The organism is Rathayibacter sp. PhB152 (assembly GCF_003751395.1).
Lineage (GTDB): Bacteria > Actinomycetota > Actinomycetes > Actinomycetales > Microbacteriaceae > Rathayibacter > Rathayibacter festucae.
In genome coordinates this window covers 710,725-726,035 of sequence record NZ_RJUT01000002.1, presented here as the reverse complement: position 1 = coordinate 726,035, position 15,311 = coordinate 710,725, and the positions used below count along the sequence as shown (strand labels likewise).

Here is a 15,311-nt window from a genome sequence, read left to right as displayed (position 1 = left end):
CGCACCGGCGGCAGTCGAGGCGTCCTCGAACCGTCGAGACGTCCACCTGCACCGGGACGCCTCGACCGTTCGGGGACGCCTCGGCGGCGCCGCCGGGCATAGTGGAGGCATGACTGCCGCAGCCGACGTCCTCCTCAGCGGACCCCGGGGCCGTCGCCTCTGCTGGGAGTACGCGACAGCGGCGGATCCCGCGCTGCACACTGCGGCGTTCCTGCTCGCGCACGCCTCGGGCGGCGGCAAGGAGTCGGTCCTGCTGTACGCCCTCGAGGAGGGCACGGACGCTCCCGATCTGCCGGGCCCGACTCCCGAGAGCCTCGCCGCGATGATCGCGGCACTCCCGCCGACCCCGGCGGAGGACGACGCGGTCCGCGCCGCGTTCCGCAGGAGCGTCGACACCGCGTACTCCTGGCAGGAACCCGACGCCGAGGACGTCCTCGCCGCACTGCCGGAGCTCCGCGCCGCGCTGCTCCCCGTCGCCGAGCGCGTGCTCGCATCCCAGGCCGCGGCGACGTGGACGAGGCCCGCCACCCGGGAGCAGTGGGCCGTCGACTGGCGCCCCGACACCGCCCGCCCGCTCCCCACCGGCGCCGCCGCGCTCCTGGACGAGTGGGCCGCGGCTCGCCGCGCCGACGAGGAGCAGTCCGCCCGCGATCGCCCGGCCGACCCGCGCGCGAGCTTCTCCGGCTCGTGGTGGTCGCTCCCCCTCCGGCTGCTGCGCACGCAGTCCCGGATCGAGGATCTGCTGGGGCTGGTCGAGGACGCCGCCGGTCTCGACACCGCGACCGTGATCCCGGTGACCGGCGCCGGCCGCACGCTCGAGATCGGCAGCGCCGAGAGCTGGGCCGCGCTCTGCCGCGCCTTCCCGGCCGAGGTCACCGCCTCCCGCCGGCACGACTGGTACCGGGTGACCGGCGGGGAGGGCCGCTGGCTGATCCCGGACTGGCAGCGCGTCGCCGCCGAGTGGGACGCCGTGCACCTCACCGCGCTCGGCTACCTCTCGAGCGCGACCCGGCTGATTCCGGTCGGCGACGGCTTCGCCTCCGTGATCGCCGGCTGGGCCCCGGACAGCACCCTGTGGCTCACGGACACCGCGCAGGAATCGGACGGCCCGCGCCAGCAGTGGCGCCGGAGCGGCCGCGACCACTGGGAGCGCACCGGCTGACCGCACGGGTGACGCACTCGGCGGCCGCGACATCGACGAAATCGGCGACGCCGCGCTGTCCTCGGCGGTCTCCCGGACGAGGAGACCGGCGAGCTCGCCGGCGTGAGCGCCCGGCGCACCCCCGGGGAGCACCACCTGGACGGCAGCACGGCGCTCGCCTGTGCTCGCCACGGGCGGCAGACCCGTCCGGCCCGGCGGACGCGCCGCGGAGAGCCGCCGAGGCGCGGAGAGTCGACGAGCGCGATGTCGCAGGATCCCGGTAGCGTCGACCGTGACGGTCAGTCCTGACCGGAGAACGGGAGAACACCGTGAACGCCGTGAAAGCCGTGAAAGCCGTGATCCATCGCCTCCGATCCCTCGCCGCAGCGCTGCGGAGCGCCCTCTCGAGGACTCCGGCCGAGCTGCCGGTCGACCCGTTCGGCGAGCCGCCGCGGGCGCCGCACGATCCGCACGCCTACCGGTCGGAGGCGTGGAAGGCGCCGTCGCCGTCCACGCTCAACTTCCACTGACTGTCGGAGCTCGATCGTGCGAGGGACGTGCGGCGCACTGGCTGTCGCCTCCGCGGTCGCGCTGCTGCTCACCGGGTGATACTCGGAGCCGGAGCCGCTGCTCGTCTGAGCCACGGGCGACCTGCACGTGAGGCCCGACGGCGGCAGGCTGTTCTGCGAATCGGTCCTCGACACCGGCTTCGGCACGGACTGCCGCGACGGCGTCCCGACGGCGGGGATCGACCGGGCGTCTCTCGCGAGCACGCCCGGCGAGACGGTCGTCGTCTCCCCCCGAGGTGAGCGGTCGACCTCCCCCGGCGGCCTCGTGCGCACCCTCGAGGACGGCACCCGGGTGTACTCGCTCTTCCTCGTCGGCACGAGGGACTCCGACGTCTTCACCGTCTCCTCGATCGGGACCGCGGACTTCACCCTCCCCGACGAGTACCGGGAGCCGGACGCCGACGTCCCCGGCGGCTTCCTCGTCCCGGTGGTCCCGACGGGCTGACCGTCCGGACCGACCGCGCGCGGCGACCTCGAGCCGCGCGCCATCACGGACCTGCACCAGGACGGCACTGCACCATCACGGCCCTGCACCATGACGGCACGGCGCCATGACAGCACTGCGCCATGATCGAGTCATGGTCGCGTCGGTCGAGGTCGTCACCCGCTCCCAGCGGTCGGTCGACGACCTGTTCGACCGCGCGCGGAGCATCGACCTGCACACGGAGTCGCAGGCCGCGGCCGGTGAGCGCGCGGTCGCCGGGGTGGTCAGCGGCCGGATCGGCCTCGGCGAGGAGGTGACCTGGCGGGCCCGTCACTTCGGCGTCCGCCTGCGGCTGACCAGCCGGATCACCGCCCTCGACGCGCCGCACTCCTTCACGGACGAGCAGACCCGCGGCCCGTTCCGCTCCTTCCGGCACGAGCACCGCTTCGAGCCGGACGGCAGCGGCTCGGTGATGACCGACCGGCTCACCTTCCGCGCGCCCTTCGGCGTCCTCGGCCGGATCGCCGAGCGGCTCGTCCTCGCGCGACACCTGCGTCGGCTTCTCGAGGAGCGCGGCGCGTTCCTCGCGGCCTCGCCGGCCCCGGGAGACGACCGGCGGGAGTGACGGCCGCCCGATACTCCTCCCGTTGGAGTATGGTGTCGCCCGTGCCCGAGGAGATGCGAGAGACGACCTTCTGGATCCTGACCGCGCTCGCTCTCGGGCGCCGCCACGGCTACGCGCTGCTGCAGGAGATCGAGGAGCAGTCGGAGGGCCGCGTGCGGCTGCGGGTGACCACGCTCTACGCGGCGCTCGAGCGACTGGGGTCGGCGGGCCTGATCGCACCCGACGGCGACGAGCGGATCACCGGCCGCGTGCGCCGCTACTTCCGGCTGACGGACAGCGGCCGATCCGCACTCGGCGCGGAGGTCGCCCGGATGGAGGCGAGCGCCGTGCGGGCGCGGATCAACCTCGGGCTCTCGCCGTCCGCCGCGCTCTGACCCGACCACTCGATGAAGGAGAACGGCATGACGACGAACGAGGACGCGCGGCGCACCGACCGCTTCCGCCGCGCGCTGCGCTGGTACCCGGCCGCCTGGCGCGACGAGCACGGCGAGGTCCTGCTGGGCATCCTGCTCGACGAGGCCGACGACCGCGGGCACCGCGGCCCGGGCATCGGGCAGCGGGTCACCCTCGCGGTCGGCGGTCTGCGCCACCGCCTCCGATCCGCTCCCGGGCGCTCCCCGTCGACGATCGTCCCCCTCGCCCTCGCCACGGCGTTCTTCGTCTTCTACGCCGCCGTCAACTGGTCCCCCGGTGTCAGCTACCCCGGTGCGATCGGACCGTTCACCAACCCCTCCTTCCTCGCCGGGACGCTCTTCGCGATCGCCCTCGGCCTCGCCCTCGCCGCCCGGACCGGCGCCGCCCGGGTCACTGCCCTGCTCGCCTCCGGCACGGAGCTGAGCATCGCGCTCGTCGCCGCGGCGGCCGGCTGGCTCGGTCCCGACCTGTCGACGGCGGGGCCGGTGGCGGCGCTCGGGGTCCTCGCGGTCGTGCCCTGGCGCGGTCGGGTGGCGGCCGTGATGTCGGTCCTCCTGCTGGTCGGTCTGTCGGCGCTGCTGACCGCCGTCGACGCCCTCGGCGCGACGGTGCTCACGGACGTCCCGGCCGCCCGGATCGTCCTGCCGCTCCTCGTCGTCGCCGCCGTGCTGCTCGCACTCGCCCTGGCCGCCCGCCGGGCCACCCTCCTCGAGCGGAGTCTCCCCCGCGGCGTCGGGGCGTGACGCGCGAGGCGTCCCCGAGCGGTCGAGGCAGCCCGTTCCAGCGGGACGTCTCGACCGTCGAGGGACGCCTCGTGGAGGCGTGACGCCGACCGCCGGCCGATCCGCGGCAGGGGTGCCCCGGCAGGGAGTCGCAGTCGTCCGCCCAGCGCTCCTAGCCTGGGCGGACCCGAGGAGAGGACGACGACATGGACACGGACCCGGACATGCACCCGGACCTGGACCTGGAGGACCTGCTCGCCGCGTTCGACGCGCAGCAGACCATCGAGGGCGGCTCCCCGCTGCACGCCGTCCTGCACGCGGCGAGCCAGGAGGCGCTGCGCATCACCGGGGAGCTGAACAGCGGCCACCACCCGCCGGAGCGCGTGCGCGAGCTGCTGGCGGAGCTGACCGGCCGGCCGATCGACGAGTCGGTGACCCTCTTCCCGCCGCTGCGCGCCGACTTCGGCCGCAACCTCCGGATCGGCGCCCGGGTCTTCATCAACTCCGGCTGCGCCTTCCAGGACCAGGGCGGCATCACGATCGGCGACGACTGCCTCATCGGGCACGACGTCGTCTTCGCGACCCTGAACCACGACCTCGATCCGGCGCGACGCGGCGACCTGCACCCCGCCCCGATCGTCGTCGGCTCCAACGTCTGGATCGGCGCGAAGGCCGTCCTGCTCGCAGGCGTCACGGTCGGCGACGACGCGGTGATCGCCGCCGCCGCGGTCGTCACCAAGGACGTCCCGGCGGGAGCGGTCGTCGTCGGCGCCCCGGCCCGCGTCGTCAGGAACGTGCGGGAGGCCGGCGCGGACGCGACCGCCTGAGGGCCCGCCCGCGGCCGGTTCCGCGCGTCACTCCGACGGGACGGCGCAGGTCTCCTCGGCGGCGGTCTGCCCGGGTGCGTCGAGCGGCTCCGGAGCGGGCTGCGCGGCGGCCGGGTCGGTCGGCGCAGGAGCGGAGGTGCCCGCCTCGACCGGCGGCGCGGGCTGCTCCTCCGCGGGCGTCGACGCGAGCACGACCGGCTCGTCGTTCAGCACCCGCGCCATCAGCTCGCCGCCGAGCACGGTGTCCGGCACGACCTTGCCCGGCCGGTCCGGGTCGTCCAGCGCCGGGTACTGCACGAACACCATCTGCGCGAGGTCGACGTCCTTGAGGGCCAGCGCGAGCGAGATCATCGTCGACGGGTTCGTCAGCGTGGTGGAGAGGTGCACGTTCGAGGACACCGCCTGCGCGAGTCCGTAGAGCGCGGGCACGTTCGACAGCGTGTCGGCCGAGCGGACCGTGCGCATCAGCGAGGCCAGGTACTGCTGCTGCGAGGAGATCCGGCTGAGGTCGCTCTCGTCGCCGACGCCGTGCCGGGTGCGGAGGAACGCGAGCGCGGTCGCTCCCGAGACGGTGCTGGTGCCGGCGGGCAGGTCGAGCCCGGAGTCGGTGTCCCGGATCGGTCCGGTGAGGCAGATCGGCACTCCGCCGACGGCGTTGCTCATCTCGATCACGCCGTTGAAGGAGACCCAGCCCGCGTACGGCACGGTCAGGCCGGTGAACCGCTGCACCGTGTCGTTGACGCAGGAGAGCCCGCCGGCCTCGAACGCCGAGTTCAGCGGGACGTCGGCGGTCGCCTCCGTGACCTCGCCGGTCTCCGGATCGGTGCAGGCCGGGCGGTCCAGGACGAGGTCGCGCGGGAAGCTGATCACCGTGGCGCTGCGGTGGTCGGCGGAGACGTGCAGCAGGATCGTGACGTCGTTGAGCGTGCCGTCGCGGACTCCGAAGGCGTCGCCCTGCACCGCGTCGTTGTCGGTGCCCACGATGAGCACGTTGAAGCCGCCCTCGATCGCACCGAGCTGCACGGCCCGCGGCTCCGCGGACGGCGCGATCCCGAGTTCGACCGCGTTGCCGGCGACGTTGCTCGTGATGCTCGCCGTCGCGATCCCGACCAGGCAGGCGCCGCTCACCGCGAGGACCGCGACGGCGGCGGCAGCGCCGCGGAGCAGGGTCCGAACGCCCGAGCGCGGCCTGAGCCGTCCGTGCCGTGCGCCACCCGTCGTCGCCATCCGTCCCCGCCACCCCCGCAGCTCGTCGATCCGCCCCGCAGCGAAGCAGCCGCGGTCGCCCGCCAGTGTACGGAAGCGTTGCCACGCCGCCCGGCATCGGCGGGGAACGGTGGCCGCACGGCACAGCCGGCGCCGGTTCGGCCCGGTACGCTCGTCAGCGGATCCGTGAGGGAGGCGACCGGTGCTGGAGACGATCCTGGAGGCTCTCTCCCTCATCACGCTCCCGCTGGGGCTGCTGTTCCTGTTCGCGGCGTTCGTGGGGCTGCTGATCGACGGGCGGTGGTCGACGACGACCGCCTATCTCGAGGACGGTCCGCCGCGCGCTCTGCACTGGGTCACCCGCGCGGGCGAGGTGCGCTCGCGGCCGCTCGCCGCCGACGACCCGCTGACGCCGGTCGGCTCGGACCAGCGGGAGGTCTACTACCGCGAGGAGGACCCGGAGCGGATCCGGCTGCACCGGCGCGCGGATCCGGTGCGGGCGCTGCGGCTGACCGGCCTGATCCTGGTCGGCACCGGCGCCGTCTGCGGGATCCTGTCGACGGTGCTCGCGATCCTCGGGAGCTGAGGCCGCGGCGGTGCGCCGGGCTCGGGTGCGCCGGGCTCGGGTGCGCCGGGCTCGGGTGCGCCGGGCTCAGGTGCGCCGGGCTCAGGCCTCCGGACGCCGCTCGTCCTCGATCGCGCGGCGGTGCGCCTCGTCCTCGCGATCGAGGGCGGCGGCGCTCGCCGGAGTGATGACTCCGGCCCGCCGCAGCGCGCTCGTCACCGCCGCCCGGACGACGAAGTAGACCGCGACGAGGACGAGCGCGAACCAGAAGAGGTTGATCACGAGACCGGTGAGCAGGGCTCCGAAGCTGGGTTCCATGCCCTCCAAGCTAACCGCCGAGTCCGTCCTGAGCCGAGTCCGCCCACCCCCGAAGCCGCGGCGATCCGCCGATCGACCCGTCACGAACGGCTCCCTCAGCGCGTCGGCGAGAGCCGTCCGCGACGAATCGACCGCCCGCGGGGCGCGCTTCGAAGCCTCAGCGCCAGTGCGAGAGCGTGGCCTCCATCAGCAGGCGGGCTCGGGAGAGCTGCCCGCGGACGACGGTCGCGCTGACGCCGAGCTCGGCGCCGATGTCGTCGTAGCTGCGCTGCTGCAGCTGGCGGAGCTCCCAGCAGCGGCGCTGCAGCTCGGGCATCCGGCCGAGCACGGCGCGCGCCTCAGCGACGAGCGCCGCGCGCTCCGACACCGCGGTCGGGCAGTGGTCGAGCGACTCGGGCAGGTCCTGCTCCAGCTCGGCGCGGTTCTGGTGGTCGCTCGAGCGCAGCCGGTCGTAGCAGCGCCGGCGCACCGTGGTCAGCAGCCAGCCGACGATCGTCTCGCCGTCGATCACGCTGTCCATGTGCGTCCAGGCGGCGAGGAACGTCTCCTGCACCACGTCGTCCGCCTCGCTCGAGGCGCGCAGGAGGCGCAGCGCCGTCGCGCGCAGCAGAGAGGTGTGCCGGCGGACGATCTCGGCGAAGGCGCGGTCGTCGCCCGACGCCGATCGGATGACGAGCATCCGGTCGGAGTCGGGCGGGAGCAGCGGCAGGGCGAGCGCGAGGACGGTCCGCGAGCAACGGGCGGTGGCGGTGGCGGTGGCGGTGGCGAGCATGCGGGCTCCGGTCGTGAGGTTGATGTGTACGCATGATTCGGAGCAGACCTGGGAGCGGATGGCGAGAGGAGCCGCTCTGGCGCGACACGACGGCCGGAGCGTCGCCACGGCAACGATTCTGAGCCCCTGCGCAGCCGCTGCCGGTGGAGCGCCCGTTCTCGCCGGTCGAGCAGCCTCGGAGGGGCGTCTCCACTCGGCAGAGACGCTCGCACAGATGCAGGTCGAGTAGCCCCGAAGGGGCGTCTCGAGCTTCTGCTGGTCGAGCAGCCCCGAAGGGGCGTCTCGAGCTTCTGCTGGTCGAGCAGCCCCGAAGGGGCGTCTCGAGCTTCTGCTGGTCGAATAGCCCCGAAGGGGCCTATCGAGACCCACCGTCGTCAGCCGGCCGGGCTGCAGACCCGTCTTCTGACGCTGGTGGATCTCGATACGCCCGCTCTGCGGGCTACTCGATCAGCATGGACGTGACCACCGTCGCCGGATGCTGAATCTGAGAACCGCGGCTCCACACCCCAGGGTTCGCTGGCAGATCGCACGGGTCGGGGCGCTACGGCGCGAGAGTGACGATATGACGACCACACCGACTCCCCCGTCCGGCTCCACCCGCACCGCCCTCCTCGTCGGAGCCTCCCGCGGGCTGGGCCACGCGCTCGCCGCGGAGTTCCTCGACCGGGGCTGGGACGTGATCGGCACCGTCCGCGATCCCGGCCGGCGTACCCCTCTGCACCAGCTCCAGGACGAGGTCGGCGCGGACCGCCTGGCGATCGAGCGGCTCGACATCACCGACGAGGAGGAGACGCGGGCGCTCCGGGAGCGCCTGGCGGGGCGCGTGCTCGACCTGCTCTTCGTGAACGCCGGCACCACGACGAGCGAGGACACCCCCATCGGCCAGGTGTCGACGGAGGACTTCGTCGAGGTCTTCGTCACCAACGCGCTCAGTCCGATGCGCGTGATCGAGACGCTGCAGGACCTCGTCGCGGACGACGGCCTGATCGGCGCGATGTCGTCGGGGCAGGGCAGCATCGCGAACAACACCGGCGGCGGGCGGGAGGTCTACCGCGGCAGCAAGGCGGCGCTCAACCAGTTCCTGAAGAGCTTCGCGGTGCGGCAGTCCGGCACGGGCCGGGCGATCGTGCTGATCGCGCCGGGCTGGATCCGGACGGCGCTCGGCGGCGACGACGCGCCGTTCACGATCGAGGAGAACGTGCCGAAGGTGGTCGACGTGCTGGTCGGCCGCCTCGGCACGCCCGGGATCGCCTACCGCGACTTCCGCGGCGAGGTGGTGCCCTGGTGACGGCGGTGCGGTGCCGGTCCTGCGGTGACGGTCCTCCGGTAGCGGTCCTGCGATGCGGGTCCTCCGGTAGCGGTCCTCCGGTAGCGGTCCTCCGGTGACGGTCCTTCGGTGACGGTGGTCTTCCGTACGCTCGGAGGGTGCCCTCTCCTCGACCCTTCCAGCAGCGACTCCTCCGGCAGCTCGTCGGCACGCTGAGCGGCCAGCGCCCCGCCGCGCCGGTGAGCCGGCGCTCGCAGCGCGCCGTCCTCGCCGAGCAGACCGTGCGCGGCGTGCTCGAGCTGGCCGTGCGGCTCGGCGAGACGCTGCTCTCGCTGGGCTCTGCGGCCGCGGAGGTCACCGAGACCATCGAGCGGGTCTGCCGCGCCTACGGCATCGAGGTGCAGGTCGACCTCACCTTCACCTCGATCCTGGTCGTGCACGACGGGAGCGAGGACTCGCCCAGCGTGAGCGTGCTGCGCGTCGTCGCCTCCCGCAGCGCCGACTACGAGCGGCTCGCCCGCGTGACGACGCTGGTCACCGCGATCACCGACGGCTCCCCCGAGGTGCGGGTCGCCGACACCGTCGACTCGACGGCCGCGCGCGACGAGGCCCGGCAGCAGTTCGAGGACGCGCACGAGCGGCTCGACGCGATCCTCGTCCAGCCGCACCGCTACCGGCGGAGCGTCGTGACGCTCACCCTCGCGGTGATGGCCGCGGGCGTCGCGATCCTGCTCGGCGGCGGGCCGCTCATCGTCCTCCTCGCCGCGCTCACGACCGCCGCGATCGACGGCGTCAACCAGCTGCTCAGCCGCTGGGGGCTGCCCGCCTTCTTCCAGCAGATCGCCGGAGCCGCGCTCGCGACCGGAGTCGCGGTGCTGCTGCTCGCGGTCGTGCCGCAGCTGCCGGTCGAGTTCGCCGTGCTGCCGCCGGCACTGGTGGTCGCCTCCGGAGTCGTCGTGCTGCTCGCCGGGCTCTCCTTCGTCGGAGCGGCGGACGACGCCATCAACGGCTTCCCGATCACGGCCGGCGGAAGGCTGCTCGAGGTCGGGCTGCTGACGCTCGGCATCGTCGTCGGCATCGCCGCCGTGCTCGACGGCGCGCGCACCCTCGGCGTCGAGCTGGTGCTGGTCGACTCCTACGCCCGCCCCTGGCCGGCCAGCGTGCAGGTGCTCGGCGCGGGCATCGCCGCGGGAGCCTGGGCGCTCTCGTCGCACACTCCCCCGCGGCCGGCGCTCGTCGCCGCGCTCACCGGTGCTGGAGCATGGGTCGCCTCCGACGCGCTGAGCGGGCTGGGCGCCGCGCCGCTGCTCGCCAGCGCCGTGCCCGCGATCGTGATCGGCCTGCTCGGCGAGACCCTGGCCGAGCGCTGGCGCGTGCCCGCCGTGGTGACCACGGCCTGCGGCATCGTGCCGCTGCTCCCCGGCCTCACCCTCTACCGCGGCGTGCTCGACCTCACCTCCGGCCGCGGCCCTGAGGGCGGGATCGAGCTGCTGCTCCAGGCGGGCATGATCGCGATCGGACTCGCGGGTGGCGTCACCCTCGGCCGCATCGCGTACCGGCGGCTGCGCACTCCGGTCGTCCGGGCGGTGGCGCCGGTCCGGGCGCGCCGCTCCTCGCAACCGGAGCCGGAGCCGACCGCCGAGGAGCCGCTCGCGCGGACGGGCACGATGCCGATCATCAGCACGATCGGGGTGACCGAGCCGACGGAGGACGACCTCGCCGGAGGGGCCGCGGCGGCGAAGGACTGACGCCCGGCGGCAGTGCGCCGCGTCACCTGCTGTCGATGCGGCCGACCGCTCCGTCCTCGTGGAACGCCGCGCGCGCGGCGGTCCAGCTGCTCGCGTCGACGCCGAGCGCGGTGCGGAGGTAGGCCGTGGTCAGCTGCTGGATCGCGGTCAGGCGCGCGGGATCCGCATCCGTCGTCTCGGCGACCTCCTCGCCGACGATGCCGCCGAGTGAGTGCTCGCCGCCGTGCAGGGTGAGCAGGTCGGTCGCGCCCGGGCTCTGCGTGAAGGCGTCGGTGAACCAGTCCGGCCCGCGCCGGGAGAGCCGCGACTGATCGCGGTCGCCCGCGACGACGAGGGTCGGCGTGCCCAGCTGCGCGAAGGAGGGGCGGAGGAAGGGGAAGGCCGCCTGCGCGAACGGCTCGAGGTCGTCACCGGCGACGCCGGTCGCGGCGAGAAGGACGCCGGCGCGCACCCGGCCGTCCGAGCGGTCCGGGCTGAGCGAGCCGTCCTCTCCGACGATCCGGGCGCCGAGCAGCGTCTGCGCCGTCTGCGCGCCCCAGGAGTGCCCGGCGACCGCGATGCGGCTCGAGTCGACCCGGCCCGCGAGACCGGGCACGGCCGCCTCGAGGACGTCGAGCCGGTCGAGCACGCGGGTGAGATCGGCGATCCGCTGCTCCCCGATCGTCGGGAAGACGGGATGGTCGAAGCCGAAGCCGTGACGCCTCGAGTCGAGGTGCGTCGGCTGGATCACGACGAAGCCGCGCGAGGCCCAGAAAGCGGTGAGCGGCGCGTAGCCGTCGTGGTTCCAGCCGTTGCCGTGCGAGAAGAGCACGACGGGGAGGTCCGTGCCGGTCACCGGGGCGGAGATCCGCACGGTGAGCGGGACGGGACGGCCGGGAGCGTCGAGCTCGACGGGGGCGACCGAGACGACGGGGAGTGCTTCGGGGAGAGAGGTCGAGGTGGTGCTGGTCGGGGTGGTGCTGGTCATGCTGATGCCTTCCGGTCCGCGCTCTGCGATACTGCTTATCGGAGCGACGTTCCGCAACAATACGGAGCGCTGTTCCGTTAAGCAAGCGGAGTGTTCGGAAAGAGCGCTCGGAGAAGGAGCAGCAGTGACGGATCAGGGCGGCACCGGCCCGGCGGTCCCCCGCGTCGGCCGGCCCCGGCGCGACTCGCAGGCCCTCCTCGACGCGGCCGCCGCGGTCTTCGTCGAGTCCGGCGTCGACGCCCCGGTCCGCGAGATCGCCACGCGCGCCGGCGTGGGCACGGGCACGATCTACCGGCACTTCCCCACCCGGGCCGACCTCGTGGTCGCCGTCTACCGGCACCAGGTCGAGGCCTGCGCCGAGGCCGGGCCGCGACTCCTCGCCGAGAGCGACTCGCCCGAGGCGGCACTCCGCGCGTGGCTGGCGCTGTTCGTCGACTTCCTGGTCACCAAGCACGGTCTGCCCGATGCGCTGCAGGGCGACGGCGCGGGCTCGGACGCCCTGCACGCGTTCTTCGTCGATCGGCTGGTGCCGGTCTGCGCGACGCTGCTCGAGGCGGCGATCGCGCCGGACGCCCCGCCGGTCGAGGCGTACGGCCTGCTGCGTGGCATCGGCAATCTCTGCATCGGCGGCGCGGGCGATCCGCGCTACGACACGGACGCCCTCGTGCAGCTGCTCGTCACCGGTGTCCTGGCGCGCGGCGGATCCTGAGACGCGCGATCCGAGGCGCGGCCCCCTCAGTCGCCGAAGCGGGTCTCCCTGTGCGGAGCGCCGGTGCGGTCGTAGGTGGTCCAGACTCCGACCTGGCGCCCGCGATCGAACGACCCGCTCCGCAGCCGGGTGCCGTCCAGGCGGAACCACTCCCAGTACCCGTGGAGCTCGCCGTCGAGCGTGGCGCCGCGAGCGCGGAGGCTGCCGTCGCGGTGCAGGACGTCCTGCGGTTCCGGGTCGGTCATCGGTCTCCTCCGCGGTCGTGCTGTCGCATGCCGCATCGTCGCACGCCGGATCGCCGCACGCCGAGCCGGCCGGCTGCGCTTGGATGGACGGATGACCGCGCTCATCGTCGCCGCCCACCCCGATCGGGACTCGTTCACCCTCGCTCTGGCCCGACGGCTCGCGGAGGAGCTGCCGCCGGCCGAGCTCGCGGATCTCGCCGCGGAGGGCTTCGACCCGCGCTTCAGTGCGGCCGACCGGCACAGCTACCGCGTCGCGGGCGAGTACCCGGCCGACGTCGCGAGCGAGCAGCGCAGGCTCGACGCCGCCGAGCACCTCGTGCTGGTCTTCCCCGTCTACTGGTGGTCGATGCCGGCGCTGCTGAAGGGCTGGATCGACCGCGTCTTCGTCAACGGCTGGGCCTTCGAGATCGACCCGGCCGACGGGATGCGCCGGAAGCTCGGCAGGCTGACCGTCCACCTCGTGCCGATCGCCGGCGACAGCGCCGGCGTGTACGAGCGGCACGGCTACGAGCAGTCCCTGCGCACCCAGATCGAGCACGGCGTCGTCGACTACTGCGGCGCGGTCCGCGGCACGACGGCCTTCGTCCACGACTCCGAGCAGGAGGACGCCGCCGCCCGCGCGGCGAGCGTCGACCGCGCGGTCGCGGCCGTCGTCGCCGCCGTTCGCGGGCGGGCCCCCGCGCCGGCGGAGTAGCCGCCTCGGACGCCCTCCTTCTCGCCCTCGCCGCCCTTCGTGCCGGTCGAGCAGCCGCCTCCGGCGCCATTCATGCTGGTCGAGTAGCCCCGGAGGGGCCTATCGAGACCCGCCCAGCTCAGCACGGTGGATCTCGGTACGCCCGCTCCAGGGGCTGCTCGATCAGCCTGCAGGGGCTGCTCGATCAGCATGCTGCGCGCGAAGTCCACGCGCAGGGCACATGCCCGCATCTGCTGGTCGAGTAGCCGCCTTCGGCGGCGTATCGAGACCCGCCATCACCGAGACATCCGGGAGCGAGTCTCCTCCACACTCGGGATCCAACGGCGTTGTCCCCGATCAGCCCCTGGTTCCGACCCCGGTGTCGGTGGCTCCTGCTTCAATACGCGTATGTCAGAAGATGAGAATGCGGCAGCACTCGCGGAGGTGCGCGACTGCTTCACCGACGCCGCCGCCTCCGAGCGCGCCGCGTCCCCCACGCGCCTCACGGCGGCCGAACGCATGCACCGCGGCTACCGCGTCGCGCTCACCGTCCCGGAGGCGTTCGCCCGCGGCACGTCCCGCAGCGAGACCCGGGACCTGGTCGAGCGCTCCATCCGCGCCGAGCTCGCAGTGACGCTCGGCGTCTCCGAGCGGGAGGTCTCACGTCGGCTCGAGACCGCGCAGATGCTGATGGAGCACCTTCCCCTCACCCGCGCCCTGCTCCGCGACGGTCGGATCCTCTGGGAGGTCGGTGAGGCCGTCTGCAGGACCGCGAGCAGCCTCCCGGAGAACTCCCGCGCGGCACTCGACGAGCTCGCGGCCGACGCCGCGCTCACGATGACGACGACTCAGCTGCGCCGCGCCCTCAGCCGCTGGCGCGAGGAACTCCACGAGCAGCCCCTCGCCGAGCGCCACGCCCGCGCGAAAGAGGATCGCGCCGTCTGGGTCACCCCGGACGTCGACGGCATGGCGACGCTCTGCGTCCACGCTCCCGCGCCGGCTGTGACGGGCGCGTACGACCGGCTGCGCCGCATCGCGCGCACCCTCCGCGATGACGGCGACCCCCGCACCCTTCAGCAGCTCAGCGCCGACGCCGCGGTCGATCTGCTCTGCGACGGAGACATCGCCGGCACGACCCCGGACCCCGAGCACCGCCCGGACCCGACCTTCGTCCCCGGAGTGCGGGCCGAGGTCCGGCTGACCCTCGCCGCGTCGACGGCCGTCGGCCTTGACGACGCTCCCGCGGACCTCGACGGCTACGGACCCATCCCCGCCGCCGTCGCCCGAGAGCTGATCCGCACGGCTCCTTCGTTCACCCGCGTTTTGACGGACCCGGAGACCGGCGCGGTCGTCTCCGTGGGCCGCACCTACCGTGTCCCGCCGCCGCAGATGCGCCTGCACCTGCAGCTGCGGGACCAGACCTGCCGCTTCGCCGGCTGCACCCGCCCCGCCGCCACCAGCGAGGCCGACCACACCCTCGAATGGCGCAACGGCGGCGAGACGTCGCTGGAGAACCTCGTCTCGCTCTGCACGTCCCACCACCACATCCGGCACGGGGACCAGTGGACGTACGTCAGACACGACGACGGAACGATCGTCTGGACGAGCCCGACCGGCCGGCGGATCAGCAACCGCCCGCCGCCGCTCCCCGGACGACCGCCGGAGCCGCCGCCGAAGCCCCGCTTCGTCGACGTACCCGCACCGTTCTGACGACCGTGGATCTATGAGGAAGAGACGACCGCGCACATGCTGGTCGAGTAGCCCCGCAGGGGCGTATCGAGACCAACCACCGTATGCACGTCGGCCTCTTCCTCGCCTGCGATGGCGCCGGAGGTGCCCCCTCCGCTCGATACGCCCGCCGCGCGGGCTACTCGATCAGCAGGCAGTGCGCGCGGTACAGGCGTGCGCTCCGGGCCCGCACATGCTGGTCGAGCAACCCCGGACGGGCGTATCGAGACCCGCTCAGGCCAGCACGGTGGATCTCGGTGCGCCCGCTCAGCGGGCTACTCGATCAGCATGCAGGGGATGCCCGATCAGCACGCGTCCGGGGCGGGGGCGGCGCCATGATCGGATCGCGACAGGCCTCGATCCGATCAGGACACCGGCCGGTGACCCGCGC

General features: G+C 73.8%; 18 protein-coding genes. 13 read left to right on the top strand and 5 right to left on the bottom strand.

What is annotated here, in order from left to right:
• Positions 1 to 109: 109 nt before the first annotated feature.
• The 7 genes from EDF36_RS06805 (at position 110) to EDF36_RS06775 (ending at position 4,722) form a co-directional block, all read left to right on the top strand.
• Entirely contained in the window at positions 110 to 1,162 is a 1,053-nt protein-coding gene (locus EDF36_RS06805) for a hypothetical protein (protein ID WP_123732373.1), read from the top strand.
• Positions 1,163 to 1,479: 317 nt separating this feature from the next.
• Complete coding sequence (locus EDF36_RS06800; RefSeq protein WP_148059985.1) at positions 1,480 to 1,671, top strand: hypothetical protein; 192 nt, start codon at positions 1,480 to 1,482, stop codon at positions 1,669 to 1,671.
• Positions 1,672 to 1,798: 127 nt separating this feature from the next.
• Positions 1,799 to 2,155, top strand: a complete 357-nt coding sequence (locus tag EDF36_RS06795; protein ID WP_123732371.1) for a hypothetical protein — start codon at positions 1,799 to 1,801, stop codon at positions 2,153 to 2,155.
• 133 nt (positions 2,156 to 2,288) lie between these two features.
• Entirely contained in the window at positions 2,289 to 2,759 is a 471-nt protein-coding gene (locus EDF36_RS06790) for an SRPBCC family protein (RefSeq protein WP_123732370.1), read from the top strand.
• A gap of 41 nt (positions 2,760 to 2,800) precedes the next feature.
• Positions 2,801 to 3,133, top strand: a complete 333-nt coding sequence (locus EDF36_RS06785) for a PadR family transcriptional regulator (protein ID WP_243732819.1) — start codon at positions 2,801 to 2,803, stop codon at positions 3,131 to 3,133.
• A gap of 27 nt (positions 3,134 to 3,160) precedes the next feature.
• Entirely contained in the window at positions 3,161 to 3,916 is a 756-nt protein-coding gene (locus tag EDF36_RS06780; protein ID WP_123732369.1) for a hypothetical protein, read from the top strand.
• Between the two features lie 185 nt (positions 3,917 to 4,101).
• On the top strand, positions 4,102 to 4,722 hold the full coding sequence (locus tag EDF36_RS06775) for a DapH/DapD/GlmU-related protein (RefSeq protein ID WP_260300547.1): 621 nt from the start codon (positions 4,102 to 4,104) through the stop codon (positions 4,720 to 4,722).
• Between the two features lie 27 nt (positions 4,723 to 4,749).
• On the opposite strand, the gene EDF36_RS06770 is transcribed toward EDF36_RS06775, so the two are convergent.
• Entirely contained in the window at positions 4,750 to 5,850 is a 1,101-nt protein-coding gene (locus EDF36_RS06770) for an LCP family protein (protein ID WP_185020387.1), read from the bottom strand.
• Positions 5,851 to 6,130: 280 nt separating this feature from the next.
• Here EDF36_RS06770 and EDF36_RS06765 point away from each other — a divergent pair, with 280 nt between their 5' ends.
• Positions 6,131 to 6,514 (top strand): hypothetical protein, encoded by a 384-nt coding sequence (locus tag EDF36_RS06765; RefSeq protein ID WP_127886561.1) that lies wholly within the window; start codon positions 6,131 to 6,133, stop codon positions 6,512 to 6,514.
• Positions 6,515 to 6,595: 81 nt separating this feature from the next.
• Here the strand turns inward: EDF36_RS06765 and EDF36_RS06755 are convergent, their stop codons facing one another.
• Both EDF36_RS06755 and EDF36_RS06750 read right to left on the bottom strand, forming a co-directional pair.
• Positions 6,596 to 6,811 carry a hypothetical protein gene (locus EDF36_RS06755; protein ID WP_123703738.1) on the bottom strand — a complete coding sequence of 72 codons (216 nt, stop codon included), beginning with the start codon at positions 6,809 to 6,811 and terminating at the stop codon, positions 6,596 to 6,598.
• 157 nt (positions 6,812 to 6,968) lie between these two features.
• Positions 6,969 to 7,583, bottom strand: a complete 615-nt coding sequence (locus tag EDF36_RS06750; RefSeq protein ID WP_123732366.1) for an RNA polymerase sigma factor — start codon at positions 7,581 to 7,583, stop codon at positions 6,969 to 6,971.
• 562 nt (positions 7,584 to 8,145) lie between these two features.
• Here EDF36_RS06750 and EDF36_RS06745 point away from each other — a divergent pair.
• Both EDF36_RS06745 and EDF36_RS06740 read left to right on the top strand, forming a co-directional pair.
• Entirely contained in the window at positions 8,146 to 8,871 is a 726-nt protein-coding gene (locus EDF36_RS06745) for an SDR family NAD(P)-dependent oxidoreductase (protein WP_123732365.1), read from the top strand.
• Positions 8,872 to 9,008: 137 nt separating this feature from the next.
• A complete protein-coding gene (locus tag EDF36_RS06740; RefSeq protein WP_123732364.1) occupies positions 9,009 to 10,598 on the top strand; it encodes a threonine/serine exporter ThrE family protein in 1,590 nt (529 codons plus the stop codon).
• A gap of 22 nt (positions 10,599 to 10,620) precedes the next feature.
• On the opposite strand, the gene EDF36_RS06735 is transcribed toward EDF36_RS06740, so the two are convergent.
• The gene (locus tag EDF36_RS06735; protein ID WP_123732363.1) at positions 10,621 to 11,565 is read right to left on the bottom strand and encodes a chlorophyllase/cutinase-like alpha/beta fold protein; all 945 of its coding nucleotides are present in this window, start codon (positions 11,563 to 11,565) and stop codon (positions 10,621 to 10,623) included.
• A 124-nt stretch (positions 11,566 to 11,689) separates the two neighbouring features.
• Between EDF36_RS06735 and EDF36_RS06730 the strand changes: the two genes are divergently transcribed.
• Entirely contained in the window at positions 11,690 to 12,274 is a 585-nt protein-coding gene (locus EDF36_RS06730) for a TetR/AcrR family transcriptional regulator (protein WP_260300546.1), read from the top strand.
• A 26-nt stretch (positions 12,275 to 12,300) separates the two neighbouring features.
• Here the strand turns inward: EDF36_RS06730 and EDF36_RS06725 are convergent, their stop codons facing one another.
• Positions 12,301 to 12,519 carry a toxin-antitoxin system YwqK family antitoxin gene (locus EDF36_RS06725; protein ID WP_123732362.1) on the bottom strand — a complete coding sequence of 73 codons (219 nt, stop codon included), beginning with the start codon at positions 12,517 to 12,519 and terminating at the stop codon, positions 12,301 to 12,303.
• Between the two features lie 91 nt (positions 12,520 to 12,610).
• On the opposite strand from EDF36_RS06725, the gene EDF36_RS06720 reads away from it, so the two are divergent.
• The gene (locus EDF36_RS06720; protein WP_123732361.1) at positions 12,611 to 13,213 is read left to right on the top strand and encodes an NAD(P)H-dependent oxidoreductase; all 603 of its coding nucleotides are present in this window, start codon (positions 12,611 to 12,613) and stop codon (positions 13,211 to 13,213) included.
• A 387-nt stretch (positions 13,214 to 13,600) separates the two neighbouring features.
• A complete protein-coding gene (locus EDF36_RS06715) occupies positions 13,601 to 14,902 on the top strand; it encodes an HNH endonuclease signature motif containing protein (protein ID WP_185020386.1) in 1,302 nt (433 codons plus the stop codon).
• The last annotated feature ends 409 nt before the right edge of the window (positions 14,903 to 15,311 follow it).